This window comes from Priestia sp. YIM B13551 (assembly GCF_042787905.1).
GTDB lineage: Bacteria > Bacillota > Bacilli > Bacillales > Bacillaceae_H > Priestia.
Genome location: NZ_JBHZOX010000008.1, coordinates 112,056 through 138,184 on the forward strand (window position 1 = coordinate 112,056; position 26,129 = coordinate 138,184).

General features: G+C 37.1%; 26 protein-coding genes and 1 riboswitch. Of the genes, 7 read left to right on the forward strand and 19 right to left on the reverse strand.

Annotation, left to right across the window (positions count from 1 at the left end):
• Positions 1 to 3 precede the first annotated feature (3 nt).
• Positions 4 to 48, reverse strand: a riboswitch (PreQ1 riboswitch).
• Between the two features lie 196 nt (positions 49 to 244).
• The 3 genes from ACFX4N_RS26245 (at position 245) to ACFX4N_RS26255 (ending at position 2,472) form a co-directional block, all read left to right on the forward strand.
• The gene (locus tag ACFX4N_RS26245; protein ID WP_013055230.1) at positions 245 to 655 is read left to right on the forward strand and encodes an Lrp/AsnC family transcriptional regulator; all 411 of its coding nucleotides are present in this window, start codon (positions 245 to 247) and stop codon (positions 653 to 655) included.
• Between the two features lie 382 nt (positions 656 to 1,037).
• Positions 1,038 to 1,904, forward strand: a complete 867-nt coding sequence (locus ACFX4N_RS26250) for a YitT family protein (RefSeq protein ID WP_013055229.1) — start codon at positions 1,038 to 1,040, stop codon at positions 1,902 to 1,904.
• Between the two features lie 349 nt (positions 1,905 to 2,253).
• Positions 2,254 to 2,472 (forward strand): hypothetical protein, encoded by a 219-nt coding sequence (locus tag ACFX4N_RS26255; protein WP_013055227.1) that lies wholly within the window; start codon positions 2,254 to 2,256, stop codon positions 2,470 to 2,472.
• A gap of 255 nt (positions 2,473 to 2,727) precedes the next feature.
• Here the strand turns inward: ACFX4N_RS26255 and ACFX4N_RS26260 are convergent, their stop codons facing one another.
• From ACFX4N_RS26260 to iolG, 7 genes are all read right to left on the reverse strand, one after another.
• Positions 2,728 to 3,516: a 5-deoxy-glucuronate isomerase gene (locus ACFX4N_RS26260; RefSeq protein ID WP_013055226.1), complete on the reverse strand. Its 789-nt coding sequence runs from the start codon at positions 3,514 to 3,516 to the stop codon at positions 2,728 to 2,730.
• Positions 3,517 to 3,650: 134 nt separating this feature from the next.
• A complete protein-coding gene (locus tag ACFX4N_RS26265) occupies positions 3,651 to 4,676 on the reverse strand; it encodes a LacI family DNA-binding transcriptional regulator (RefSeq protein WP_098548323.1) in 1,026 nt (341 codons plus the stop codon).
• A 60-nt stretch (positions 4,677 to 4,736) separates the two neighbouring features.
• Complete coding sequence (iolE, locus tag ACFX4N_RS26270) at positions 4,737 to 5,633, reverse strand: myo-inosose-2 dehydratase (protein ID WP_013055224.1); 897 nt, start codon at positions 5,631 to 5,633, stop codon at positions 4,737 to 4,739.
• A gap of 84 nt (positions 5,634 to 5,717) precedes the next feature.
• Positions 5,718 to 7,652 carry a 3D-(3,5/4)-trihydroxycyclohexane-1,2-dione acylhydrolase (decyclizing) gene (gene iolD, locus ACFX4N_RS26275; protein WP_013055223.1) on the reverse strand — a complete coding sequence of 645 codons (1,935 nt, stop codon included), beginning with the start codon at positions 7,650 to 7,652 and terminating at the stop codon, positions 5,718 to 5,720.
• A 112-nt stretch (positions 7,653 to 7,764) separates the two neighbouring features.
• The gene (locus ACFX4N_RS26280; RefSeq protein ID WP_013055222.1) at positions 7,765 to 9,222 is read right to left on the reverse strand and encodes a CoA-acylating methylmalonate-semialdehyde dehydrogenase; all 1,458 of its coding nucleotides are present in this window, start codon (positions 9,220 to 9,222) and stop codon (positions 7,765 to 7,767) included.
• Between the two features lie 73 nt (positions 9,223 to 9,295).
• On the reverse strand, positions 9,296 to 10,303 hold the full coding sequence (gene iolC / locus ACFX4N_RS26285) for a 5-dehydro-2-deoxygluconokinase (protein WP_013055221.1): 1,008 nt from the start codon (positions 10,301 to 10,303) through the stop codon (positions 9,296 to 9,298).
• 76 nt (positions 10,304 to 10,379) lie between these two features.
• The gene (gene iolG / locus ACFX4N_RS26290; RefSeq protein ID WP_057274958.1) at positions 10,380 to 11,402 is read right to left on the reverse strand and encodes an inositol 2-dehydrogenase; all 1,023 of its coding nucleotides are present in this window, start codon (positions 11,400 to 11,402) and stop codon (positions 10,380 to 10,382) included.
• Positions 11,403 to 11,825: 423 nt separating this feature from the next.
• Here iolG and ACFX4N_RS26295 point away from each other — a divergent pair, with 423 nt between their 5' ends.
• Complete coding sequence (locus ACFX4N_RS26295) at positions 11,826 to 13,106, forward strand: MFS transporter (protein WP_098548648.1); 1,281 nt, start codon at positions 11,826 to 11,828, stop codon at positions 13,104 to 13,106.
• Positions 13,107 to 13,169: 63 nt separating this feature from the next.
• Here the strand turns inward: ACFX4N_RS26295 and ACFX4N_RS26300 are convergent, their stop codons facing one another.
• Positions 13,170 to 14,168 (reverse strand): LacI family DNA-binding transcriptional regulator, encoded by a 999-nt coding sequence (locus tag ACFX4N_RS26300; protein ID WP_013055218.1) that lies wholly within the window; start codon positions 14,166 to 14,168, stop codon positions 13,170 to 13,172.
• Between the two features lie 177 nt (positions 14,169 to 14,345).
• Here ACFX4N_RS26300 and ACFX4N_RS26305 point away from each other — a divergent pair, with 177 nt between their 5' ends.
• Positions 14,346 to 14,555, forward strand: a complete 210-nt coding sequence (locus ACFX4N_RS26305; protein ID WP_016762907.1) for an alpha/beta-type small acid-soluble spore protein — start codon at positions 14,346 to 14,348, stop codon at positions 14,553 to 14,555.
• Between the two features lie 230 nt (positions 14,556 to 14,785).
• On the opposite strand, the gene ACFX4N_RS26310 is transcribed toward ACFX4N_RS26305, so the two are convergent.
• From ACFX4N_RS26310 to ACFX4N_RS26325, 4 genes are all read right to left on the reverse strand, one after another.
• Positions 14,786 to 15,013, reverse strand: a complete 228-nt coding sequence (locus tag ACFX4N_RS26310) for a hypothetical protein (protein WP_013055216.1) — start codon at positions 15,011 to 15,013, stop codon at positions 14,786 to 14,788.
• 75 nt (positions 15,014 to 15,088) lie between these two features.
• Positions 15,089 to 15,580 carry a YflT domain-containing protein gene (locus ACFX4N_RS26315; protein WP_029325269.1) on the reverse strand — a complete coding sequence of 164 codons (492 nt, stop codon included), beginning with the start codon at positions 15,578 to 15,580 and terminating at the stop codon, positions 15,089 to 15,091.
• Between the two features lie 174 nt (positions 15,581 to 15,754).
• Positions 15,755 to 17,206, reverse strand: coding sequence for a cardiolipin synthase (cls, locus tag ACFX4N_RS26320; protein WP_013055214.1), 1,452 nt, complete (start codon positions 17,204 to 17,206; stop codon positions 15,755 to 15,757).
• A 478-nt stretch (positions 17,207 to 17,684) separates the two neighbouring features.
• Positions 17,685 to 18,515: a GNAT family N-acetyltransferase gene (locus ACFX4N_RS26325; protein WP_098548650.1), complete on the reverse strand. Its 831-nt coding sequence runs from the start codon at positions 18,513 to 18,515 to the stop codon at positions 17,685 to 17,687.
• 148 nt (positions 18,516 to 18,663) lie between these two features.
• On the opposite strand from ACFX4N_RS26325, the gene ACFX4N_RS26330 reads away from it, so the two are divergent.
• Positions 18,664 to 18,837: a hypothetical protein gene (locus ACFX4N_RS26330; protein ID WP_164796970.1), complete on the forward strand. Its 174-nt coding sequence runs from the start codon at positions 18,664 to 18,666 to the stop codon at positions 18,835 to 18,837.
• A 160-nt stretch (positions 18,838 to 18,997) separates the two neighbouring features.
• Positions 18,998 to 19,534 (forward strand): SH3 domain-containing protein, encoded by a 537-nt coding sequence (locus ACFX4N_RS26335; RefSeq protein WP_013055211.1) that lies wholly within the window; start codon positions 18,998 to 19,000, stop codon positions 19,532 to 19,534.
• 53 nt (positions 19,535 to 19,587) lie between these two features.
• On the opposite strand, the gene ACFX4N_RS26340 is transcribed toward ACFX4N_RS26335, so the two are convergent.
• The 7 genes from ACFX4N_RS26340 to ACFX4N_RS26370 all read right to left on the reverse strand — a co-directional run bounded on the left by ACFX4N_RS26340 (position 19,588) and on the right by ACFX4N_RS26370 (position 25,914).
• A complete protein-coding gene (locus ACFX4N_RS26340) occupies positions 19,588 to 19,716 on the reverse strand; it encodes a YjcZ family sporulation protein (protein WP_013055210.1) in 129 nt (42 codons plus the stop codon).
• A gap of 227 nt (positions 19,717 to 19,943) precedes the next feature.
• Positions 19,944 to 20,705, reverse strand: coding sequence for a M15 family metallopeptidase (locus tag ACFX4N_RS26345; protein ID WP_013055209.1), 762 nt, complete (start codon positions 20,703 to 20,705; stop codon positions 19,944 to 19,946).
• Between the two features lie 209 nt (positions 20,706 to 20,914).
• Positions 20,915 to 21,196, reverse strand: a complete 282-nt coding sequence (locus ACFX4N_RS26350; protein WP_014461776.1) for a 3D domain-containing protein — start codon at positions 21,194 to 21,196, stop codon at positions 20,915 to 20,917.
• 207 nt (positions 21,197 to 21,403) lie between these two features.
• Complete coding sequence (locus tag ACFX4N_RS26355) at positions 21,404 to 22,165, reverse strand: LysM peptidoglycan-binding domain-containing protein (protein WP_377263324.1); 762 nt, start codon at positions 22,163 to 22,165, stop codon at positions 21,404 to 21,406.
• A gap of 279 nt (positions 22,166 to 22,444) precedes the next feature.
• Positions 22,445 to 24,217: an extracellular catalytic domain type 1 short-chain-length polyhydroxyalkanoate depolymerase gene (locus tag ACFX4N_RS26360; protein WP_098548652.1), complete on the reverse strand. Its 1,773-nt coding sequence runs from the start codon at positions 24,215 to 24,217 to the stop codon at positions 22,445 to 22,447.
• A gap of 249 nt (positions 24,218 to 24,466) precedes the next feature.
• Positions 24,467 to 24,964: a GNAT family N-acetyltransferase gene (locus ACFX4N_RS26365; RefSeq protein WP_013055206.1), complete on the reverse strand. Its 498-nt coding sequence runs from the start codon at positions 24,962 to 24,964 to the stop codon at positions 24,467 to 24,469.
• A gap of 344 nt (positions 24,965 to 25,308) precedes the next feature.
• Positions 25,309 to 25,914 carry a hypothetical protein gene (locus ACFX4N_RS26370; RefSeq protein WP_029325263.1) on the reverse strand — a complete coding sequence of 202 codons (606 nt, stop codon included), beginning with the start codon at positions 25,912 to 25,914 and terminating at the stop codon, positions 25,309 to 25,311.
• Positions 25,915 to 26,129: the final 215 nt, after the last annotated feature.

Below are 26,129 nucleotides of genomic sequence, written 5' to 3' on the forward strand. Positions count from 1 at the left end.
ATTCTCTCCTTAGTTTTTTAACGTGGGATGGTTACGAACCACGTAAACACTCAAAGAATCATACAGCAAGCTTAAGCTTTCGTCAATCTAGCTGTTTACAAACTACTGCCGGTTTCTATATCTTGCATATTGACTGCTCTTTTTTCTTACTTTTCTTTAGTATAAAATAAAAGACGTATCAGTATACATAGGTGACATCAAGTAGTTAACCCTTTTGATTTGAAATACGAAAGGATTTGTAGCGATGTTAGACAATACAGATAAGCGCATACTAGAAGAGCTATCAAAAAATGGACGTATAAAGATGAAAGAATTAGGAGAAAAAGTGCATTTAACCGGACAAGCCGCTTCTGCTAGAGTATTAAAGTTAGAAGATGAAGGCATTATCAAAGACTATACAATTAACATTGATGAACGAAAACTCGGCTACATCATCCATGCATTTTTAAATATCTATACGCAGAGCATTCATCATCACCCCTACCTTACATTTTTAGAAAGTCAGCAGGAGTACGTTATCAACAACTTTAAAATCAGCGGCGATGGCTGCTACTTATTAGAATGCAAATTTCATTCAAATGAAGAACTAAATGATTTTTTGACAGAGCTAAATCAGCATGTGAATTACAAACTTTCAATCGTCATTAACAAATAAATTTTTTTAAAAAATAAAGGTATATTAATTTATGAAAATGGTAATCCTAATAACGTATTCCCCCTATTCCAATAAATTTGAAAATCCTTTGCGCCATCGCAAAGGATTCTTTTTTTATGTAGGAAACCGCCTTCTATTTTTTGAAAAGTTGAACATCTCTCACAGCGTTGACATAGCGGTCAGAGGTTTATATAATCGGTGACATCGAAGCATAGAAAAGCAGGATCAAGACCTATACACGTATCGTAATTCTTCGTCTTAGAAGTTGATCAGTTTTATAACTAGACAATTTCTAAGACGTTTTTTATTTCATTATTTGTGAAACACTAGTAAAAACAAGATTCCACGTGAAAATATCCTAATAATCAAGGAGGTTTGTATATTGAAAACAATCTATAAAGACATCATCTTAATTATTGTTGGAGCACTTTTAGTTGCTGCATCCATTGATTTTTTCGTCATTCCAAATAAATTAGGTGACGGCAGTACAGTTGGTATTGCTCTTGTTTTATATTATTTATTTCATATCCCTACAAGTATCAGCACATTTCTTGTAAACCTTATATTTATTGCCTTAGCCTATAAATTTCTAACCAAAAAAACGATTCTTTATACGATTCTAGGAGCCGTCATGACGTCCGTTTTCCTCGGTCTAGTCAGCTATATTCCTTTTCACGTTCACGACATGATTTTAGGAATTGTATTCGGGGCTTTACTAATGGGAACAGGACTTGCTCTCATTTTTATCGCAGATGGATCTACCGGTGGAACAACTCTTTTAGCTTATTTATTAAACTATACAAAAGGCTATAATATTTCTAAAAGCATGTTCTATATGGACAGCGTCATTATTTTAGCATCAGTTTTTGCTATTGGCGTCAACAACACACTCTATACTTTTATATTCGTCTATCTTTGTGCCAAAATCGTAGATGTCGTTATTGAAGGTTTCCACAACAAAAAAGCAATGACGATTATGTCTGATCAATACAAAGACATAGCACAAGTCATCACCAGTGAATTTGGAAATGCAGCTACCATCTTTTACGGATATGGCTACTACGCCAACAAAGATAAACGTATTATTTACGTTGTTATTAAAAAGAACGAGTTATTAAAAATTAAAAAGAAAATCCAGCAAATTGACCCGAATTCTTTTATTGTCATCCACGAAGTAAAAGAAGTTGTCGGCGGAAAATTTGGATTTATCGGCAATTCGCCTCATGAAACAAAAGCCGCTGCTAAATAAAAAAATCCACCTCTTGGTGGATTTTTTTATGAAAAAACCGTTAAGAAAAACGAAAAGATACCTGCTAAAAAGTAAACCGACCCTAACGCAATTGCTCCTGTAACGACCGTAAATACACTTAATCCTATAGCCACCTTCATTTTCATCCACATCCCTTTTTAGATTAGTAGTATAAGTATGTCCAAGGATAGGAGATTTATAACTATGCCCTCCTATTTATTTCATATATCGATGCAACAATTGTCTATTCAATGTGTTCTAAAACCACCCCTGACGACATAATGTATAGGAAGGATTTCATATACACATCTTTGTATCACACATATCATATGAAATTAGGTGAGATAAAATGGTGGCTGTCCACTTTTTTGAAAATAGAAAGCTTCTATTAAGCCAGCTGAGGGAAAACATTCCTTCTACGGGTGATGATTTAAAGATTAAAGGACGAAAAGGAACCGTCGTGCTTGTGAATGACATCGATGAAAAAAATGTTCACGTGGAAGTTGCTTTAGAAAAAGTAGTGAAAAAGAACTTAGCGTTAGATAACGCTAAAAAGAAAAGGAGATAAGCGGCTTACGCTTATCTCCTTTTCCTTTTAATTTATATACGAATCGTCTGTATCTTTTGCTTCAGTTTCCAAAAAAAAGAGACTCCTAAAAAGGAATCTGCAGCAAAGAGCGATATCATCGCCTGAATATTAATACAAGCTACATTTTAACATATAAAAACATATTTTACAAAAATAAACTATTATTTTACGCATAATTATTTTTTATTCGAGGTTTTTCAACATTTGAAACCCATTTCGTATAAAGATCTTTCTTTATTTTTCAGGCCAAATTTTTGCATCCGGCTCTAATAACCACTTATGCTCTTCTTCCATAATACGGTCTGTCCACGGATTATTGTCGAGATGGCGAATCATCCAGCAGAAGTACATCGCATAGCCAGGAGCCGTTGCTTGAGGATGATCCAATTCACCAGGAATTGTAATAAAACTATTATCAACTACACGGTACGCATCTTCTCCAACCATTGCGCAGCCAAATCCTTGGGGCTTGTCAAAACGATAGTAATACACTTCGGGCTGGTCATGATGATGAGGCGGATAACTCGACCATCTTCCTGGATAAGAAATAACTTCTCCAATAACAAGGTTAGAGTAAGGAGCGTTATTGTAGTCAAAAATTGTTCGAATTACACGCTGAGCAGTACCTTCCCATACTCCTTCACCAGCCACTGTGTTTTGACAATCTTCAGGCGTATATAATTTTGATGAAAACTCTTTTTCATTATCCGTTTTTTGAATTAGCACTTCACTATCGGCAAGCCCGGTAATTTTAACCTCCACATTTTTTGAAACGTGCAAACACCAAGGCTCTTCTTCAAATAGGGACTGGCGCTGAATTTCTTTCGAATGGCCTTCCCACTCTAGCTTTACCTTTCCTTCTAGTAAAAGAATAGCCGTTTCACTGCTACTGTCTAGTAAAGTTTCCTCTTTTCCTTGGGCCATTTTATAAATCCCAATATCCATCAGCATATCTTTGTGCTGACCGGTCATTTCTGTAAGTACGTTGTATCCTTTATTTAATTCACCTAATTTACCTAACATGCTTAAATTCCTCCTTTATGTAGTAGCGCAATAAGAATTTACTAATTACTCATTTTTTCTTCATAGACTCTCTAAATTCTTTTGAATATGTGACTATGAGGATTTTTTATTAACGGCAATATTCTTGATTGTGTTCAATTATTTGTAGATGCTGTGGCTTCCCTTCGTAACGGAGCCGTTGATTTCCGAACAATCAATTTTGGCTCAAGAAGCAAATGTTCTTTATGCATCGCTGGATATTTCATTTCTCTAACCAGCAAATCCACTACGTTTACAGCCATTTCTTTTGTCGGCTGTGCTACCGTTGTCAACATGGGCGTGATGGTAGTAGAAAGAACCGTATTATCAAAGCCAATCACTGATAAGTCTTGCGGCACATCAATTTTGAGTTCCTTTGCGGCTTGCATAACGCCGATAGCCAGTAAATCGTTACAAGCAAAAATAGCCGTCACTTTCTCCTTCATTGAAAAAATTTGCTTAGCACTTTCATATCCTTTTTGAATACTTGCTTCGGTCGTAATAACGTGCTGAGGCGGCACGATGATTCCATTTTCTTGCATAACTTCTCGAAAAGCATCTAAACGGGCGTGATTACTTTTTGCATTTTCTTTAATAATCGCAATTTTTTTATGATGCAAAGACAGCAAATAATCAGTCGCTAAATAGCTCCCTTTGTAGTCATCCACTGTCACTGTATTAACGGATATGTGAGGAATTTCTGAAGCAATAACGCTAATCGGTATATCTTGCTTAAGCATATTTTTTAAAAGATTAGCATTGCGAAAAGCAGAAGCTACAATTAAACCGTCGATTCTCTGACGTATTAACAGCGATAGATATTTTTTCTCTTTTTCCGCATCGTTATCGGTATTGCACATTACAACATGGAAACCTCGCTCATGACTTCGGTCTTCTATGCTTCTTGCCAAATCGGCAAAAAAAGGGTTGGAGATGTCAGGTACGAGAAGCCCAATCGTTTTAGTGGGTTTTCCTGTTAAAGCAGATGCTACGACGCTTGGATGGTAATTCAACTGCGCCATAACCTCAATTACTTTTTGTCTTGTTCTTTCACTAATATGACCGGTTTGATTGATGACTTTTGATACGGTAGAAATTGATACACCTGCTTCTTCAGCCACACTATAAATGGTTGGCTTCATTTCCTCTCCTCCTTTCCTTTCATAAACACATAAAAGGCGTAAAATCTTTTACAATGGAAATTAAAGACCGCTTTTTTCTTTAATAAAGTTTCTTGCTTTTAAAGCATATTCAAAAGGATTAGCAAGGGCTGGATCCTGTTCTGCTTCTACGACAAACCATCCGCTATAATCCGAAGTGGCAAGCGTAGTAAATACCTCATCAAATTCAATAGCTCCGTCACCTGGAACAGTAAAGGCTCCTTCTTTTACCGCTTGCAAGAAGCTCAAGTCTTGTTCTTTGACTCGATCAACTACTTCTTGACGAATATCCTTTAAATGAACATGCTTAATACGGTGCAGATATTTTTTTAAGATATAAAGAGGTTCTTCTCCTGAAAAGACAAGATGACCAGTATCAAATAGCAGCGAAACAAGCTCCGGATTGGTAAGCTCCATTAGCTGCTCAATTTCTTCTGTTGTTTGTACACCTGTGCCCATATGGTGATGATAGACAATATGCATATCTTTCTCTCGTGCTAGTTTCCCAAGATGGTGCAGGCCTTCTGCAAGTCTGTTCCACTCTTGCGATGTGAACACAGGCTTTTCTTTAAATAAAGGAACATCCAGCAGCCCTTGAATGCTGTGCCCTTGTTCAGACACAACAATTACTTTTGCTCCCATTTCGTATAAAAAATCGCGATGTTCAATAAATGGCGTCACCGTTTCTTCCAGCGGCTTTGTTGTTAAAAATGTACTAAACCAGGCACTTGCAATTTCCAAATTTCGAAGCGATAATGCCTTTTTTAAGATTGAAACATTTCGCGGATATTTATTTCCTACCTCACTTCCTTTAAAACCGGTTAAGGCCATCTCACTGATACACTGTTCAAATGTATTTTCAGCTCCTAGCTCAGGCATATCATCGTTTGTCCAACCAATTGGAGCAATCCCCAGTTTGACCGTATTTTCCTTGAACATCTCTTCCTCTCCCTTATATAAAATTAAAACCTCTTTTATATTTATCGAATGTTTCTCTTCAACAACCTCATTTTCTCCTACTCCTTAATAAACTCTTGCCATTTCAAGGTTTTTCACCTTATCTTCATAAGCTTCCTGTACATGCTGATTTTTAGATACCTCTGCTACTCCTACATGCCACCATGATTCATAACCGTTCGTCATAGTTTTTGGCAGCACTTTAATATCAATTAGCGTAGAAACCTCTTGTTTTTGTGCATCTTCTATCGCCGTTTTTAATTCTTCAAGAGAACTTACGCGATACGTTTTTACACCGTAGCCTGCGGCACTGGCTGCAAAATCAATTTTCATCACGTTTCCGTTTAGTTTTCCTGTTTCATCGTTTCGATAACGAAACTCTGTGCCAAAGCTACCCATACCGTTTGACATTTGAAGGTTATTAATGCACCCGAAGCCTGAGTTATCAAACAGTAAAATGTTTATCTTCTTTCTTTCTTGAAGGCTTGTAATAAGCTCTGAATGAAGCATTTGATAGCTTCCATCTCCAACCATCGCATACACTTCTTTAGCTGGTTCTGCCAGCTTAACTCCAAGTGCGCCTGATACTTCATATCCCATACATGAATATCCATATTCCATATGATAGGTATTAGGTTTAGTAGACTTCCACATTCTCTGTAAGTCGCCTGGAAGACTTCCTGCTGCACCAACAATGACGGAGTTGTCATCAAGGAGCTTATTCACCTCTCCAATTACTTCTGTTTGCGTTAATTGAGTACCAAGTGATTCTACATATTCAGCTAAGCTTTCATCTAAATGACCTTGTATTTCCGGAACAAAATCTGCACCAGTAAAACGTATGCTATGTAGACGCTCTAATTCTGTATCCCATGCGTCTTTAGCACTTGTAATTTCTGTTGTATAAACAGACTGATAGCCAATTGATTTTAGCTCTTCCCTAAGAGCAAGCAACCCTTCTTTTGCATCAGCTACAAGTTTCACGGCATCAAGTTTATTTGCATGAAATTCAGACGTGTTAATGGTAAGAAATTGCACGTTGGGATGTTGAAAAAGCTGTTTAGATGCTGTTGTAAAATCAGTAAATCGAGTGCCTACTCCAATTACTAAATCTGCTTCTTTAGCGATTGTATTAGCAGCTGAGTTCCCTGTTACACCTATTCCGCCCAGATTATAGCGATAGTCACTTTCAACGGCACTTTTCCCTGCTTGAGTTTCTCCAAATGGAATATGGAACTCACTTGCAAATTGTTTTAACTCTTTTGCAGCTTCTGAATACCGAACGCCTCCTCCGCAAATGATGATTGGCTTTTTCTTTGTTTTCATTAATTGAATTGCATCTGCTAGACTGTCCCTAGTCGGAAGGCGGCGCTCAATGCGGTGAACGCGCTTTTGGAAGAAATAAGCTGGAAAATCCCATGCTTCTCCCTGCACATCTTGAGGCAAACAAATAGTTACAGCTCCCGTATCTGCTGGATTCGTTAACACACGTATCGCATTAATCATAGCTGTCATCAATTGTTCAGGGCGGCTTACGCGATCCCAGTACTTACTCACTGGTCGAAAAGCATCGTTTGTAGAAATAGATAAATCATATGACTGTTCAATTTGCTGCAAAACGGGATCCGGCTGTCTAGTTGCAAATACATCACCAGGAAGCAGCAAAACTGGAATATTATTAGCTGAAGCAGTGGCTGCCGTTGTAACCATATTTGCTGAACCTGGCCCCACTGAAGATGTGCAAGCCATAATCTGCTTTCGATGTTTTTGTTTTGCAAAAGCCATCGCTGCATTGGCCATTCCTTGTTCATTACGTCCTTGATATACATCTAGATTTCCTGGGTCTTCTTCCAAAGCTTGCCCAAGACCTACCACATTTCCGTGCCCGAAAATTGTAAAAATCCCTTTAATAAACTGATGCTGCTTTCCATCAAATTCAACATACTGCTGATTTAAAAACTTCACTAATGCTTGTGCCGTCGTCATTCTAACTGTTTCCATGCTTCTTTCTCCCTTCTAGTACTAGATTGCGATTTTAAAAAAGGAAGCATAAGGAATATCTTTAATTCCTGATACTTCCTTTTTAAATGAGATGCGATTTTTAACGAATCACTTACCAGCGCGTTGTTACCATTTTCTTTCTTGTATAAAACTCCACGCCGTCCGTACCATTTGCATGAAGATCACCATAAAAAGAGTCTTTCCAGCCAGAGAATGGGAAGAATGCCATAGGTGCCGGTACCCCTACATTTACTCCTAACATACCAGATTCAATATTTTCACGGAATTCACGTACGCTTGCGCCGCTATCTGTATAAATACAAGCACCGTTTGCAAATCGAGAGTTATTAGCTACTTCAATAGCTTCTTCTAATGTTTTCACACGTACAATGGACAGCACAGGTGCAAAAATTTCATCTTGCCAAATTTTCATTTCTTGCGTAACATGATCAAAAATCGTTGGTCCGACAAAGTAGCCATTGCCATTTACTGCTGCATCTGTGCGACCGTCACGAATAAGCTCTGCTCCTTCTTGCACGCCTGATTCAATATAGCTGAGCGTACGCTCTTTATGATTTTCACGAATAACTGGTCCTAAGAAGACGTTTTCTTCTAAGCCGTCGCCAATTACAATACCATTTGCTTCCTCTACTAATCTTTCAATTAGCTGATCCGCAATTTCTTCTTGTACAGTAACAACAGATGCTGCCATACAACGTTCACCTGCTGAACCAAAAGCAGCTCCGATAATTTGTTTTGTTGCTACGTTCAAGTCTGCATCATTTAATACGATCGAGTGGTTTTTAGCACCAGCTAAAGCTTGAACACGTTTTAAGTTTTCCGTACCTTTTTTATACACGTACTCAGCTACAGGCTGTGAACCAACGAACGAAATAGCTTTTACGAGCTTATGTTCAAGAAGGCCATTCACTACGTCATGAGCACCATTTACAATGTTTAGCACGCCTTTTGGCAAACCAGCTTCTTCAAACAGCTCAGCTAATCTTGCAGCTAAAAGCGGTGTACGCTCAGACGGCTTTAACACAAATGTATTGCCGCAAGCAATCGCAAGCGGGAACATCCAGCAAGGAACCATCATTGGAAAATTAAACGGCGTAATTCCTCCAATTACACCAATTGGATAGCGGTACATGCCAGACTCAATGTCTGTTGCAATATCAGGAAGCTGTTTCCCCATCATTAACGTAGGAGCACCCGCCGCAAATTCTACACATTCAATACCACGCTGCACTTCGCCTCGCGCTTCGTTAAAGCTTTTTCCGTTTTCAACCGTCACTAACTTTGCTAATTCATCCCAGTTATCTACTAATAGCTGCTGATACTTGAACAAAATTCGTGCGCGTTTAGGCACGGCTGTTTTTGCCCACCCTTTGAAAGCTTCATTTGCTGCTTGCACCGCTTGATCCACATCTTCTTTTGTAGAAAGAGGCACCTGTGCGATTAATTCACCTGTCGCTGGGTTATACACAGGTTCTGTTTGTGATGTAGCTGATTCAATCCATTGTCCACCAATATAGTTTTTTACTGTTTTTACTGCTGTTTGTGTCATAGAATATCTCTCCCTTTATCTGATTTTAATAAACTTCTATTCCTTTAATCTCTCAAGATTTTCCCTTTGTTTATTAAGCTTCCTGCAAAACTTCCGTTGCTGTCTCCATAAAGTTGAAGAGCTCAACGCTTGTCGGCATAGCATCTGAACAGCTGTGTTTTGAAATTACAATCGAAGCTGAGGCACCTCCCAATCGCATTGCCTGCGGAATTTCAAGCCCTTGCATCAATCCGTAAATAAAGGCTGAAGCATAAGAATCACCAGCGCCAAACGTTTTCAGAACTTTTGTTTTAAATATTCCTCCACGGTGAGAATCGCCGTCTCTTGTATAGGCAATAGATCCTTCTCCACCGTGCTTAATCACGACGATTTGAGCATGGTAAGAAAACCAGCGCTCTGCTGTTACTTGGTCATTAGATTCTTTATAATTTAAAAGTTTTTCCATCATATCAAACTCTTCTCGCGTACCAATAATCACATCTGATTTTTCAGCGGCTAAATTAAAGTAGACTGCCGTTTCAGCTTCTGATTCCCATGTATATGGACGATAGTCGATATCAAAAAACACTACAACTTCATGCTTGCGTGCGTGTTCTAGTGCTAAAAACACGGCTTCACGAGAAGGACTTTGGGCAAGAGCGGTTCCAGATATTAAAAGAGCCTTTGACTTCTTAATATATTCTTCTGATACTTCTGTAGGATCTAGTTTTAAATCCGCTACATTATCTCGATACATTAAGATGCTGCAATCTGTAGGGCTTTTGATTTCCGTAAAAGCTAACCCCGTTACGGCCCCCGTTTTATCAACAGCAATGCCATCTGTATTAATCTTATTTTTTTGAAGATAGCCAGTAATGAAGCGGCCCATTTGATCATCTGATACTTTTCCGATAAAGCCGGTTTTTAAGCCTAGCCTTGCTGCTCCAATCGCAATATTAGCCGGAGAGCCTCCTACATATTTAGTAAATGTTTTAGTCTCTTCCATTGGACGCTGCGTTTCATTTGCATTTAAATCAATACATAAACGGCCAACAGCGATGAAATCTAACCCACGATTTTCTTTAAAAACAAGCGGATTCATCTTTATTCCTCCTTAGTTAAGCGCTTTCCTAAAAGGGTAGAAAGACCAATTTCTTTCATCCCCACGTTTACCGTCATTAATTCACTGCGTATTTTTTATGTTCAATCTTTACTGGCTGCCCGGATAGTAAAGATTCTTTTGCTGCTTTAGCAATTCGTTCTGCTTGTAACCCATCGTTCCCTGTACAAATAACGCTTTGATTTTCCATAATTGCTCTTGCAAACTGTGTCACTTCCGCTATGTACGCTTGTGTATAGCGCTCAAGAAAGAAATACAGCGGCTTCTCTTTAACTACATTTTCGCCTGTTGATATTTCCACTGTAGTAGGACGGCAATTGTCAGCGGCAGCTGCACCTTTTTCACCAAAAACTTCAAGGCGCTGATCGTAACCGTAGACAGCTTGACGACTGTTATCGATTACACCTAAAGCTCCATTTGCAAATTTTAATGACACAATGGCTGTATCTATATCTCCCGCTTCTTCAATAGCAGGATCGATGAGCGTCGTGCCGTAAGCCGATACTTCTATTACTTCGCTTCCCATTACATAACGAGCCATATCAAAATCATGAATCATCATATCCATGAACAATCCTCCTGAAGCGCGAACATATTCCGGACTCGGCGGCTGAGGATCTCTAGACGTAATTTTTAGAATGTGCGGCTGTCCTACTTCTCCTTGCTGTACAAGATCATGCACTTTTTTAAAGTTGGGATCAAAGCGTCGGTTAAAGCCAACTTGAAGCTGTACGCCATGTTCTTTTACTACTTCTAACGCTTGGATTGTTTCTTCTACTGAAAAACTAACGGGCTTTTCACAGAAAATATGTTTTTTCGCTCGAGCAGCTTCTTTAATAATCGATGCGTGCGTATTCGTTGGCGAACAAATGAAAACGGCATCAATTTCTGGATCAGCTAATAAATCTTGATAATTTGTTGTTAACGTCGAAATTTCTTTACTTGCAGCCCATTCATGCAAATGATCTACTACCACATCTGAAACCGCTTTAATTTTTATTTGCGGCATTAATTTTAAATTATCAGCATGTAATTTCCCTATGCGTCCAGCACCAATTATTCCAATTGTAAGAATCCCCATCTTATTTTCCCCTTTAATTAAAAGTTAAGAAAACATTCGCTCAAACCTTTATGTAGGTTAAGCGCTTTCCTAATCCCAATTATACATAACGTTTTCTGAAATGCAAACTTTTTTTATAGATTATTTAGAATATTTGTTTTTTAACAATCTAAACGTATACGATAAAAAAACTATTTTTATCTATTTATCAATGAAATATAAAGAAATTCTTTATATTTCAGTATTTTTATCATGAATTCAGTGATTATTGCCTTACGTACTAATATTTTTATGATTAAAATAATTTAATTGAAAATTATATATATTTAAAATTTTAATTGACGTTCAAAAAATGTAAGCGTATACTTTTTATCAAATAGATTAAGCGCTTAACCAAATTAGTTTGATGTTTTACACAAAATAATCGATCTGGTGGTGTGGAAAATGAATGAATTTATTTCCAGAAAAACGGCTTTAGACAGGATTGGGATCCCTTCTCATTTAACGTGGGGATACATAGGTATTATTGTTTTTATGATTGGCGATGGTTTAGAACAAGGATGGTTATCTCCTTATCTTGTAGAACGAGGTTTAACCATTGAACATGCTGCTTTACTGTTTACTGTTTACGGCATTACGGTCTCTGTTTCTTCCTGGTTCTCCGGCGTACTGGTTCAGCTGTGGGGTCCTAGAAAAGCAATGGCATTCGGCTTGATATCCTTTATTATTGGTTCAATTGGATTTATAGGTTTAGGACTTCATATTATGAATTACACAATTATACTAATTTGTTATGCTCTTAGAGGATTTGGTTACCCTTTATTTGCCTACTCATTTTTGGTCTGGGTGTCTTACCGCACGCCCCAGGAAATGCTTTCAAAAGCAGTAGGCTGGTTTTGGTTTGTCTTCCAGCTTGGATTAAGCGTAATCGGAGCCTTTTATTCAAGTTATATGGTTCCGAAAATTGGCGAAATCGCTACCTTGTGGAGTGGTTTACTTTTTGTTTTGATCGGTGGAATCTTTTCGATTATTATGAATAAAGACAAGTTTACCGTTCAAAAAGTAAACGATAATAAAACAAAAGAATTAATGAAAGGGATTACAATCGCATTTGAGAACCCTAAAATAGGCATCGGAGGCATCGTAAAGATTATTAACTCTGCTGCTCAATTTGGATTTGTTGTTTTCTTGCCAACATATATGATGAAACATGATTTTACGATGAGTGAATGGTTGCAAATCTGGGGTACATTGTTTTTTGTGAATATGGCTTTTAATATTATTTTTGGTATTGTTGGAGATAAGTTTGGCTGGGTAAATACAATCAAATGGTTTGGCGGAGTTGGATGCGGAATTGTAACACTTGCTCTCTACTATGTACCGCAATTCGTCGGACATAATTATTGGGTGATGATGATTGTCGCATGCTGTTACGGTGCAACACTAGCAGGATATGTTCCTCTTACAGCGTTAGTGCCTTCTTTAGCTCCTGAGAATAAAGGAGCGGCAATGTCTGTGTTGAACTTAGGATCTGGACTTTCTGCTTTTGTAGGTCCTTTAATTGTGACCGTTTTTATTGGTCTTTTGGGCACGGGCGGCGTGATTTGGATCTTTGCTTGCTTATACTTCTTTGGTGCTTTTCTAACTGGTTTCCTTACGATTCCAACAGAGACAACTATCAAAGGCGAAACAATAAACGAAGTCAAAAGTCCAGTCTCTCTATAAATATGCTTAAGCAGAAAAAGCTGCGGGTGCCTCAACACCTGCAGCTTTTTTATTTTCTCTCCTTTATAACTTTTTTACCGACGCACGTTCTACTAGTTCGGGAATAATCGTTACTCTCTGTTTCGCATGCTCTTCTTTTTTCATAGACTTTAACAGCTGTTCAAACGTACTAGTAGCCATCTGAGAAATAGGTTGTTCAATCGTTGTCAAACCCGGCTCAGCAATATCGGCATATATCGTATTATCAAATCCAATTACCGACAGATCTCCAGGGATCGAAAGCCCCTGCTTCCTTGCCTCGTTTATGAGCGATACCCCAATTAGATCTGTACATGCAAAGACTGCTGTTGGCCTATTAGGCAAGGAAAGCAGCTGTTTACTTGCTCTCCTGCTATCTTCTACTGTTGAATAACAGCTGATAATGGACTGATTTTCTAGTGATAAATTTGCTTCTGTGAGCGCTTGTTTAAATCCCGCTAATCGCCCCTCACTGCTTTTTCTATCTTTTTCAGTCATAATCGTTACCGATTGATGACCTTTTTCTATTAAATACGTACCCGCAATATATCCTCCGCGAACGTTATCAATTGTCACTACATGCGTTGAGATAGAAGGATGGTCAACTGAAAACAATACAAGCGGTACATCATGCTTCACAATTTTCTTTACGAGCTTCGTATCATTTAGTTCGGTTGCGATAATGATTCCATCTACTTGTTTTTTAAATAAAAGATCTATATATTCATGTTCGCGCGCAGTTTGATGATCTGTACTGCATAAAAAAAGCGTGTATCCGGCTGCTCTAGCACTATTCTCAAAAGCCCTTGCTACCTCTGCAAAAAAAGGATTCGAGATATCAGGAACTAGAACACCAATCGTGTACGTCTTTTTTCCTGTTAACGCCGCTGCGACACTGCTAGGCTGATAATCTAATTCCATCATTACTTCATTCACTTTTTTTATCGTTTTTTCACTAATACGGCCTGTTTGATTGATTACTTTGGATACAGTGGCTATCGATACCCCTGCTTTTTTCGCAACATCGTAAATGGTTGGTTTCACTTTCACTGTTCCTTTCTTCGTGATCTCTTCCTTTATTTTATCACGAAAGTATTCAATCGTTTTATATATTACCATAAGCATATTCTATAAGTCCCTGAAAAAAATTTTTTATTTTATGTATAAAAACTATCTATTAATCAAATCATAATCTTAACCTTATAAAAGGAGTTGATTATGATGGCAAACAGCAGAAATAAGAGCAGCAACGAATTAGCAGTACACGGTGCTCAACAAGCAATCGATCAAATGAAATATGAGATCGCTAGCGAATTTGGCGTAACTCTTGGTCCTGACACAACTGCACGCGCAAACGGCTCAGTAGGCGGCGAAATCACAAAACGCCTTGTGCAAATGGCTGAACAGCAACTTGGCGGCGGACGTTTCTAAATCACTATCATAAGCAATACGGCTGGAGGAAGAGCGAATGACCGTTCTTCCTTTTCCAATTTTTACATAATCTCTTATCGCGTTCCTTCTACTCTATATGTATCTAAAACAAAACCACTACCCCATAACGTTCACATCCCGTTATATAAGGTTCTCTTTCTCTCACAATAGAGTGTTTATGATAAAACATAAAAAGAAGTTCCTTTTATAGGAACTTCTTTTATCTCACTTTATAAATGTGCAAGCTCTTTAGATATCTTTTCAGTCTTTGCTTTTAGCTGTTCTTGCTGACCTTCTAAGTCAGCAAGAACAGCTAACACTTCCGTATTCTCTGGTTCTTCTTCATACTGTTTTAACGTAGCAACAAGAGACTGTGAAACTTTGATGAGCTCTTGATTAACTTCTTGCTGCTGTTTTAAATAGTCAAGTTCATATTCCGTTTTTTCTAGATTTCTCATCGGTCCCCTTCCTTTCGTTAACTAGCTTTTATTTAAGAACGCAGTCTTTTATTATCTCATTTAGTTACTTCAACATTACCTTATTTTATTTTCGTGATTGCCGTATAACATTTTTTCATTCATCGGGTCAGCTGATTTTTCAGCAGGTGTCACTGTTTGTCCTAGAGATGAATTGTGTTTATCATGCTCAACTGCGTCTACCATCAGCAAAACTTTTCCTTTTTTAAGATCAGATACATATGAGGAAGCTTCTGCAGCAGGTACACCATATTCGGTTAATTGATTTTCGATTCGATTAACATCTTGATCCATTTTTTCTTCAGACGGCGTAAAAGCATTTTTTATTTTCTCCATAAAGGATTGATGGTGCTTTGAGTGTTGATCTGTATCAACTGTTTGCACATCAATTCCTGCAGAATGCTCAATCGCTTCTGTATTTTCATGATGGGAACCACTGTTTGTCAAAACAGAAAGTGCACTGTCCGGATATCCCTGTGTTTTTAAATTTCGAATCGCTGTAATAACGGCTGCCTCTGAATCATACGTACCTACTACATTTTTTGTCATTTTCTATTCCTCCTAGGTATTATCATTTTTTAGCTTGTTATAGTATTAATACCCTTGGATTTTTTGGTAAAACTTTTTAACTTTATCTCTAGCTCTCCTTACAAGGAGAAACCAATAAAATAACAGACTTGAATCTAAAAATTCAAGTCTGTTTCATGATATCAATGATTTGTATTATAAAATTGGTGACAGTAAGCGAGATACCGCTTCTTTAAATTTTATAAGAAGAGAGCGCTCTTTATATCGTTCGAGCGTTAATTTTGAACTGCACTGCACATCTTCAAGAAACAGGTTCTTTAATTTTTTGGCAATAGGCTGGTCATATACAACTGCATTCACTTCAAAATTAAGGCTGAAACTTCGTGGATCAATATTCGTCGTTCCTACAGAAGACACTTCACTATCTACTACAATTGTTTTAGCATGTAAAAAGCCTTTTTCATAGAGATAAATATTCGCACCATACGTCAGCAGTTCACCTACGTGAGACCACGTAGCCCAATAAACAAAAGGATGATCGGGTTTGTTTGGAATCATAATATGAATCTCTACTCCAGATAATAAAGCAATTTTACAAGCATCCATAAAGCTTGCGTCAGGAATAAAGTAAGGCGTTTGAAGGTACACGCTTTCTTTGGCCGACATAATCAATGAGATATACATGTTTTTCAGATGCTGGGTAGTCGAGTTTGGCCCGCTTGCTACAATTTGTACAGGAACCGTTCCAGAATGAGTTTCTGTACGATGCAAAAATTGTTCCAGTTCAATTGGCTGCTTTGTTGCTTGATGCCAATCTAAAATGAATCTCCCTTGAATATCGTTCACTGACTCTCCTTTAATGCGAAAATGAGTGTCTCTCCAATAACCCATTTTTGGATCTAACCCTAAATATTCATCTCCTACGTTAAATCCTCCTATGTATGCTACTTCACCATCAATAATACAAAGCTTTCGATGATTTCGATTGTTAATCCGAAAATTAATTAAGCGAAGAATTGAAGGGAAAAATGCCTGTGCTTCGCCGCCATATGAAATAAGCTCCTTAAAAAATGATGGCGTCATTTTTCTAGATCCTACTTCATCATAAAGAACGCGAACCTTTATGCCTTCTTTTGCTTTTTTTGTTAGCTCATCTCTTAATTTTTTCCCAAGATTATCTCGTTGAATAATATAATATTGAATATTAATTTCTTTTTTAGCATTTCGAATGTCCTCAAACAATGCATCAAATTTCTGATTACCATCACTAAAGATATCAATTTCATTGTCGGTGCGCACGAGTGACTTAGAAGAATTTAAATTAGTGAACAGCAGTTTATTATGTTGAATTAATAAATCATTTCGATATTCATGGGTAGCTTTAAGTTCTTTTAATTGTTCATCTACTGAAGATCTTAAATATTCCCGCTCATCAGATGATAACTTATAAAAGTTCTTCTGTTTTAGCTGTCTTCCAAAGAATAGATATACAATAAAGCCGACAATCGGTATAAAAAATAAAATAAGAAGCCACGCCCATGTAGATCCTATATCTCTTCGTTCGATGAAAATAAGAATACCGGCTAATAAAATATTAATAGCTGTTACAACAGATACACTTAGTGTAAAGATATGGGCAAATTCCATCCTTTTACTCCTTTCTTTCTACTGCATTGCTTTATTAACTCATTCCCGTTTTTAACGTTCTCATTCACTTTACTATACATAACACAGATCGCTTCCTTTTTCATCTTTAGTATCCAAATTTTATTGTTTTTTTATTTTTTGCCACACTAAAAATGTAAAATATTCGCTTTTATTGTGTATTAAAAACAAGGGGGAAATAATTTGTTTTTTTCTTTTATTTTTCTTAGCCTCATCAATGTATTTATCAGTATTAGCCTGGGGTATACGGCTTATCAATTATTTAGAAAAGCATTTATTGGAGGTATTCTTACGTGTATCCTTGCTTGCAGCGCTCCTATCATGTTTGTATGGCCTTTCCTGTTTTTATCAACCCGGCATATCACTTTTTCTCTACTTTCTCATTATTTACTCAAAAAAGCACATATCATCTAATATGTAAATAAAAAACACGAAAATCTAAGATTTCCGTGTTTTTTATTTACAAGCTGTATACGTAATAATCCTGCACGTGATATGAATTGAAACCGCATGTTTCGTAGAGTTGCAAAGCGCGTTTGTTTTTCGCTTCAACCTCAAGAAATATATCATATCCTAGCCGAAGCTGCTTTAAAACAACTTGTTTTAAAGCAGCTTTTCCTATTCCCAATTTTTGATAAGAAGGTAAAATACCAAATCCATAAATCCATGCCTCGCTTTTATCATAAGATACCCTTAACTTTCCAACCGCTTGACTATTGTACTCTACGATAAAATGATTTTGCTGTTCTTCCGTTTTCGTTTGTTCATAATAAGCAACTGCTTCTGTTAAAGACATACCAAAGCATTCCACATCAACTTGTATTTCCATTTTCATATCGGTATCTGATTGGGAAGAGCGAAGTGTAACAAAGGGATTATCATCTTCCAATTCTTTTTGTGTCCACTTCATTTGATATTCTGAAAAAGTAAATGAACATGGAATTTGCTTTAAGAACTCCCTGCCTGAAACCGAATCGCCAGGAGCATTTAATAAAATCTCTGTATACCCACGCTTCTTACATATATGTAAAGCTTGAGAAAACAGCTTTGAAAAAATCCTTTTTCGGCGATAGCTAGGAGCGACCATTCCGCATATTTCTACTGTATTCCCAAACCCATAAAGACCAATAAACCCAACAAGCTGATTATCTTCATAATGAAAAAAATCGTTAACTTCATTTTGTTTTCGACTTCGTAGCATATCAAAATTCAGCTTCAGCTCTATGTGCTCTTCTTGTTCGCAAATAGACTGTAGCTTTTGTATATCTTCTAACACATGTTGTTCTAACATAAAACGCCCCCTGCATTCTTCTTTTTATTATAAGTTCGGCTTTATTTAACTTTTTCCTTTCATCTTTAGCGCAACAGTCGAATAATTATAGGGTAAAAGCAAGATCAAAAAGCATATAGAGTAATCAAACTAAATAGGCGGGGTGCTTATGAAAAAGACCATTTTAATAAGTTTTATTGCACTAGTTGCTTTAACCATTATTTATTGCCTGCAGAAAGAATTTATTTTCGCTTTAGCTTTGTGGAGCATTTATGGAACAGTATTATCTGTTTTTGTATATTTTTCTTTTTACAAATCAACGGAAGATCGCGAGGAACAATAACGATAATGCTATTAAAAGGTCTGTAAAATAAACCTTTTTACAGACCTTTTATAAATTTACAACTGGGATATATGTTGGTAACAATTTAGAAACAAGTATTCCTTATTCTTAGTGTTATAGAAAAGTTATTACCTATTTCACTAAGGAGTTGGATATTTGTATGAAGACAATTACAAAATCTATATCGGTTTTAGCATTAGCAGCGGGCTTTACTTTTTCATCTCTATCTGGAACACTGCCATTCACTCACGAGCAAACAGCAAGTGCAGCAGAAAAAATAAACGCACCGTTCAGCGTATATGAAGTGACCGCAAACGTACTCAATATACGTTCAAAACCTAGCACTCAGGGAAAGATTCTTGATACATTAAGAAAAAAAGATCAAATTGAAGTAGTCAAGTTTGTAAATGCAGATTGGGCTGCTATTAAAATAATTGGCGGCACCGGATATATCAGTACTTCCTATTTAATGAAAGTCCCTTCTACTGTTCATACAGCTGCTAACCTTAATTTACGTACAGGACCTAGCACAAGCAACAAAGTTGTAACAACTATTCCTAAAGGAAAAAGCGTCAGCTTCTTAGCTTGGGGCTACTCAAAAGATAACAAGCTTTCATTTGATTGGGCTTTTGTAGAATACAACGGCTTTAAAGGATATGTAAGCACTTCGTACTTACAGTTACCTACTTATAGATAAAAACAGATAACTCCCTTGAATTATTTCAAGGGAGCTTATTTATGGACACCGTATTAATAGTGCCCTGCCCATGAAGCACCAATGATAATTAGTAAAATAAATAGCACAACGATTAACGCAAAGCTACTTCCGTGACCTGCTCCGTATCCGTACCCATAACCATAACCTCCGTAAAAACTCATTTTCTTTCACCTCCTTTTTTGTAGAATATGTGAAGGAAAATGAAAACGAACATGAGTATTCTTTATCACAAAATTCATTATAATTTATAAACGTTAACTCTTTTACTAGTAAGGCATAGGATATAGCATCCCGTGGTTCATCTCTACATCTTTCCCTCGTTCCCCCTTTTAAAGTAAGGGTATATTCGAGCAATACAAAAAAGAAGAGTTTATATAACTCTTCTTTTTTATTGAACTGGATTATCAACTTGCATGTAGTCATTATAATATTCTTCTAACGTAATTCCTTTCTTAGACACTTTAGAGGCGAGTTCTTTCCCGACAAATCGTATATGCCACGGCTCATATTTATAACCTGTAATCTGCTGCTTTCCTTCTGGATAGCGAACAATGTATCCGTATTTATATGAATTTGCTTCAATCCATTTGGCTTCAGGAGTATCTTTAAAACAATCTTGAGCTGCACACTTACCGGTGCTGCTTGATACATCTATACTTAAACCAGTCTGATGTTCACTGCTGCCTGGATGAGCGCTGTAATGATTAGCTGCCGCTTCTCCATCTTGTTTTATATACGCTTGATAAAGAGATTCTTGACGGCTTTGAGAACGATAGGCAGAAACACCGGCTAGGTAAATTCCTTCTCGTTCAGCAGCTGAAAACATCCTTTCTAACGCTTTTGCTGCTTCTGTACGCATTTGGCGCTTTTCAATTTTTTCTTTAAATATAAACCGAACGTCTGGGTATACAAGGTCAGTGGGTTCATAGTGATCAGGAAGAAGATTTTGTTTATTTACTAACACAGCAATGGATTCTGGGTTCCCTACAATTTCTATACTATTCTGCTTCTGTTTAGAAGAAGATAAAGGATTATGATCAGACGTATTCAAATGATCGTCGTGCTGAAATAATCCCTGATAGCCTAGATACGAGAATCCTGCAATAACACCCAGCACTATTAGTAAAGCCATTTTTTTATAAAGTTTCATATTTCTATACTCCTGACATATTTTCAGCTTTTTAGGACACTCAAACATTGTATATAAATCAAGAAATAATTACTAATATAACAAACTAATTCCTACTATAAATTTTAGTATGCCCGGACCTAATTTTTTCAAACGTTCATTTTAAGCATAAAAAAAAGAGATGTCTCCTAAAAGACATCTCTCTTTACTTCTATTCTATAAGACTAGTATTAGTCGATAACTGTAATTTTAACTGATCTTCTGCCCCAGTCTTGTGCAGCACTATCTGAAGAAACGAATACATCAATTCGATTTCCTTTAATTGCGCCACCTGTATCTGCTGCTACAGCTTGACCATAACCTTCAACGTATACTTTTGAACCTAATGGAATAACGCTAGGATCAACCGCAATTACTCGTTGATTTGGATTTGATTTTAAATTTACTCCAGTAGCTGTTGTACCACTGCATCCAGCACAGTTAGCTGTATAAGCTGTTGCTTCAACAGTCATAGACTTGCCGCTAGCTTGCTGTTGAGACTGCTGTTGCTGCTGTTGAGCTGCTTGTTGCTGTTGCTGAGCTGCTTGTTCTTTTTGTGCTTGCTCTTGTGCGGCCTGTGCTTGTGCTGCTGCTTGAGCTTGCTCTTGTTCTTTTTGTGCTTGCTCTTGTGCGGCCTGTGCTTGTGCTGCTGCTTGAGCTTGCTCTTGTTCTTTTTGTGCTTACTCTTGTGCTACCTGTGCTTGTGCTGCTTGAGCTTGCTCTTGTTCTTTTTGTGCTTGCTCTTGTGCTACCTGTGCTTGTGCTGCTTGAGCTTGCTCTTGTTCTTTTTGTGCTTGCTCTTGTGCTACCTGTGCTTGTGCTGCTTGAGCTTGCTCTTGTTCTTTTTGTGCTTGCTCTTGTGCTACCTGTGCTTGTGCTGCTTGAGCTTGCTCTTGTTCTTTTTGTGCTTGCTCTTGTGCTACCTGTGCTTGTGCTGCTTGAGCTTGCTCTTGTTCTTTTTGTGCTTGCTCTTGTGCTGCTTGTTCTTGCTGAGCTTGTGCCGTTTGAGGCTGCTGCGCTTGTGGAGCTGCCTTTGCTACTGGCGCACTAGCTGTTTGAGATTGAGCTGCTTGTGCCGTTTTAATTTTAAATTGTTCTCCAGGGAAAACTAAGTCTGATGTTAAACCGTTCCATTCTTTAATTTCTTCTACTGTTACGCCATAATGTTGACCGATTGACCACAAAGTGTCACCACGTTTTACAGTATGTACGATTTCTTTTATGCTAGATAAGTTTAGTGTCTGATTTGGATAAATTAGTGTTGATGTTAAGTTATTAGCATCTTTTAGCTCGTCTACGCTCACATTATGATTTTGAGCGATTTTCCATAAAGTGTCACCTTTTTGTACTTCATACGTTCCGCTTGTAGAGGCAGATGCTGCACCCACAAATCCTGCTGAAAGAATTGCCGTTGTCCCTAGAGTAAATACAAATTTCTTCATTTTCCGAATACCTCCTTATTTACTCAATGACTGAATGATACCACCTGTTCATTTCACTTCCATTACAGGAATATTTTACTTTTATTACGGATTTAATTAATTTTAAACATTTTCTTGTAATATTTCTGACAATTCATTTTTGAATAATGATTAAATTTCATCAAAATCATGTCAAAATTTGAAGAAAACTCTATAAAAAGTTGGAGTTGTATTCGGTGATAAAAGTAACTTATCAGCAAAAAAAACCTTCTAAAAGCAGTTAGCTTTTAGAAGGTTTTTTTACTGATATGAAACAGTTAAAGTTGGAGCATATGCAGGACTGTCGCCCCCATAAATTTCAACTACGTCACTTAAAAAGTCCGCTGGACCTGAGCTTGACAAGCGAAATTGAGTTTTGCCGGTCCTATTCATATATCCCCAAAGTGAGGAAGGAAGTTGAATAGTTGTATATCCATTATTGAGTGAAGGCACTGACATTTGGAAGCCCGCTGAAATAGATGGTGAAGCCTGATAATCTATTTGTTCTAAAGCACTGCTAGTTCCAAATACACCGCTTTTAATATCGCCTTTCAAAGATGAAATATTACCAGTTGAAGATTTGCGATAAATTTTTAAAGATACATCCGTAATGATTGCATCATCAGGTAAAGAACTTGTGTCAAAAGATAAAATGGTTCGGTATGTGTCGGTATTGTACATTCCTTTATCCCCAATTTTATGAATAGAACTACTCATACCGTCAGCTGATAAGTTTCCGATAAATCCATCTTCAGCAGCAAGCGAAGAAAATACTGAAGGTTTCTCTGAAGTTCCAGAAATTTGATAAACTTCCGTCTTTACTTCCTCTTGGTTGCCTGCTGCGTCTACACTAAAAAACTTTACTGTTTTGCTAGAGTTGATGGTAATAGGCTCAGAGTACTTTAGAGAATTAACAGTTGGTATGCTTCCATCTAATGTATAGTAAGTGATGGCAGGTTCATTGGTTGATAATGAAACAGAAACAGAACTTCCATACGTTCCTCCCGCTGGTGAAGCAGCTGTAACCGGTGGGGATATATCTCCTGAATTAGGAGCATCACCATTTTTCGGATGGCTTTTAAAAAAGTTCCAGCTTAATTTAGTTGCATTTGGTCCTTTAGGATCTGTATAAGAACCGGATGTACTTCCCCCTGACCAAGCATGTCCCATTCCTTCTATCATGTACTTTTCCATTACTGTTTTTCCAGCTGTATCTTTGTAAATATATTGCGTATAGCTTCTTCCACCAGATACTGTACCTGTTACAGTTTGATCTGCCGTATCATCAATATTGTTATTATCCAGCCCATCAGACGCTCTATCATTTGTTTGAGTCCATTGCGATAATATTTGATGCGCATTTATAGGCGCAACAGTGTAGTCGGCCGTCCCATGAAACAAAATAACTGGAACCACTCGTTTATGATCTCCCATGGCTGAATAGGCTAAATCTCCTTGTTGGATAGGATTAGGACCTCCACTGCTCATTGCTGTATAAGCACCTGTCACATTAGTCGCTGCTTTATATTCTAAGCCAGCTCCAACGCTAATAGCTGCAAATATGTCTGGATAAGTAGCTCCCATAATAACACTCATAGCTGCACCAGCAGATAGCCCTCCAACAAAGACTTGGTCGGCATCTATTGAATAACTGCTTTTTATTTGATTGACCATTCCAGCAATTAACGCTGGTTCACCGCTTCCCCTTGATTGATGAGCCGTATCAAACCAGTTCCAACACTTATTTGAATTAGCAGAAGAAGGTTGTTCTGGATAAAGAACAAGAAACTTCTCTGTCTCCGCCAGTTCATTCATTTGTGTTCCTGCTGCAAATTGATCAGGGTCTTGAGTACAGCCATGTAGCATAACTACTAGAGGTAAGGCAGCACCTCTCTGATAACTGCTAGGTACGTACAGTTTGTATGTCCTTCCATTATATGTTTTAGAGGTAAAACTTCCTGCGGCTGAAGAAGATACAGCACCTAAAGATAAAAAAAGTATAAAAATCATCCCTGCTATAAATAATCGTTTCATCTTCCTGCTTCCTCCTTATATTGATATGGTTATACTTGGCAGCAAACGTACATATCGGTATGGTAGGGAAATGAATAAGAGTTACTAGTAAGATGATAGCAAGGTTTTATGTAATAAAATTTATATTAACTGCACGATTTGCCTACGCTTATGAGGACAAATAAAATCATTCATCTTCCAAATAAAGAAAACGCTTACATAAAATTGTAAACGATTGTGCCGATAAATACTATAAAAAAGACATACCTTTTAAAAATAGGCCGGTATGTCTTCTATGGATTGCTTACTTAAGTATTCATATTGTGACTCGCTGCAATTTACCATAGCAATGGATTGAGGATAACGTTGTAAATGAGAAGGGAGCTCCTTAAACCCAAACTGATGATAATATTCAGGAAGAATATCGCTATACAGCATAAAAATAGCGCTGCGCTTCTCTATCTTCATCTTTTTAAAAAAGTCTTCAAGCATATCACGGCCATACCCCATTCGTTGATAAAGCTGGTGTACAACAACGGATCCAATACCATGCAAAGCAAACTTTAATCGAGGAGTTTGTAAAAGAAGCAAAATAAATGAACCAATAATTTGATTCTCTTCATTTACGTATACATACCGAATTCCATATGTTTCTTCTTTTTGATTATCTCTCACATACTCTTTGTACGTCCTGCCTTTAGGCCATGCGGCATATCCCATTTGATAGACTTCTGCCAATTCTTCAGACTTTATTTTTCTTAATAACATGAACATCCCCTCTTTATTTATAATCCCATACGTCAGCAGACATTTTTTATAAAGTTAAAAATAGTTCCTGTATTTATATATTATACTTCATCCTACGGAAGCTTTCTTGCTCTGAGTGCTATTAACAGCTAATAGTGAGCTACTTTCTCAAAAAACTAGAAAGATTCCTGATAGTTGTTCCTTACCCATAGCAGTCATATATGTAAAGATACTCTTTATCATTCCATAAAAGCATAGAGATGTAAATGTATTTCCAGCTTCATTTAGCATTCATTACGTATTACTCATCAAAAAAAGCATAGAAACTACGTTCTATGCTTTACAGTGAAAGTACTCATCATTTCTTAAGCTTTTTCGTTCTCTACATACTCCACTAGATGAAAGAAAAAACGATATGTAAGAACAAGAGCTTCACCTATCGACATTTTTTCATTAAACTCTTTTATAGCATCTAACTCAATATTCACATCCCATAATCCATCTTTATCATTAAATAAAAGCTGGACGCTTGTTAGGCTTTCATTAAGTTCTTTAGCAAAAAATTGTTTTAGTAAAGAACCGAATTTTTTTTGCATATGTAACCCCGTTAATACTTTATATGTGCCAAACACATCATCCACTTCAAAAGAACATCCATCAAGCTTAATAAATTCGAACCATTTTGATTCTACATATAGAAATTCACTTCTGTGTTCTTTCAAATAAGAAATAGGAGTATCTAAAAATGAAAGAGGAGATTCTTCTGTGATCAGCTCGTCCGTTTCTTTCTCTACTCTTTCGATATAAGAATCTTTAAAACGTAAAGATGCCTCTTTTTCTTCTATCATCAGGTTTTGCGGTACCAACTCTTTTTGCAACGCATATTCCTTTTCTTCCTGGTATAGAGATAAAGATTGACCTTGAACGTTCATTTCTTTTTCAATATAAGTTTGAATATTACTTTGTAACATGAAAAAACCTCCTGATTAATCTGCATCACTATCTTATATCATAACCTAAACAAGTGTTTATAAATATAACCAAACAAAAAATCCTTAGGCATAGCCTAAGGATAATAATGATATATTCAAGTATGTATAAAAGATAATTTGGTTGCGGGGACAGGATTTGAACCTGCGACCTTCGGGTTATGAGCCCGACGAGCTACCGAACTGCTCCACCCCGC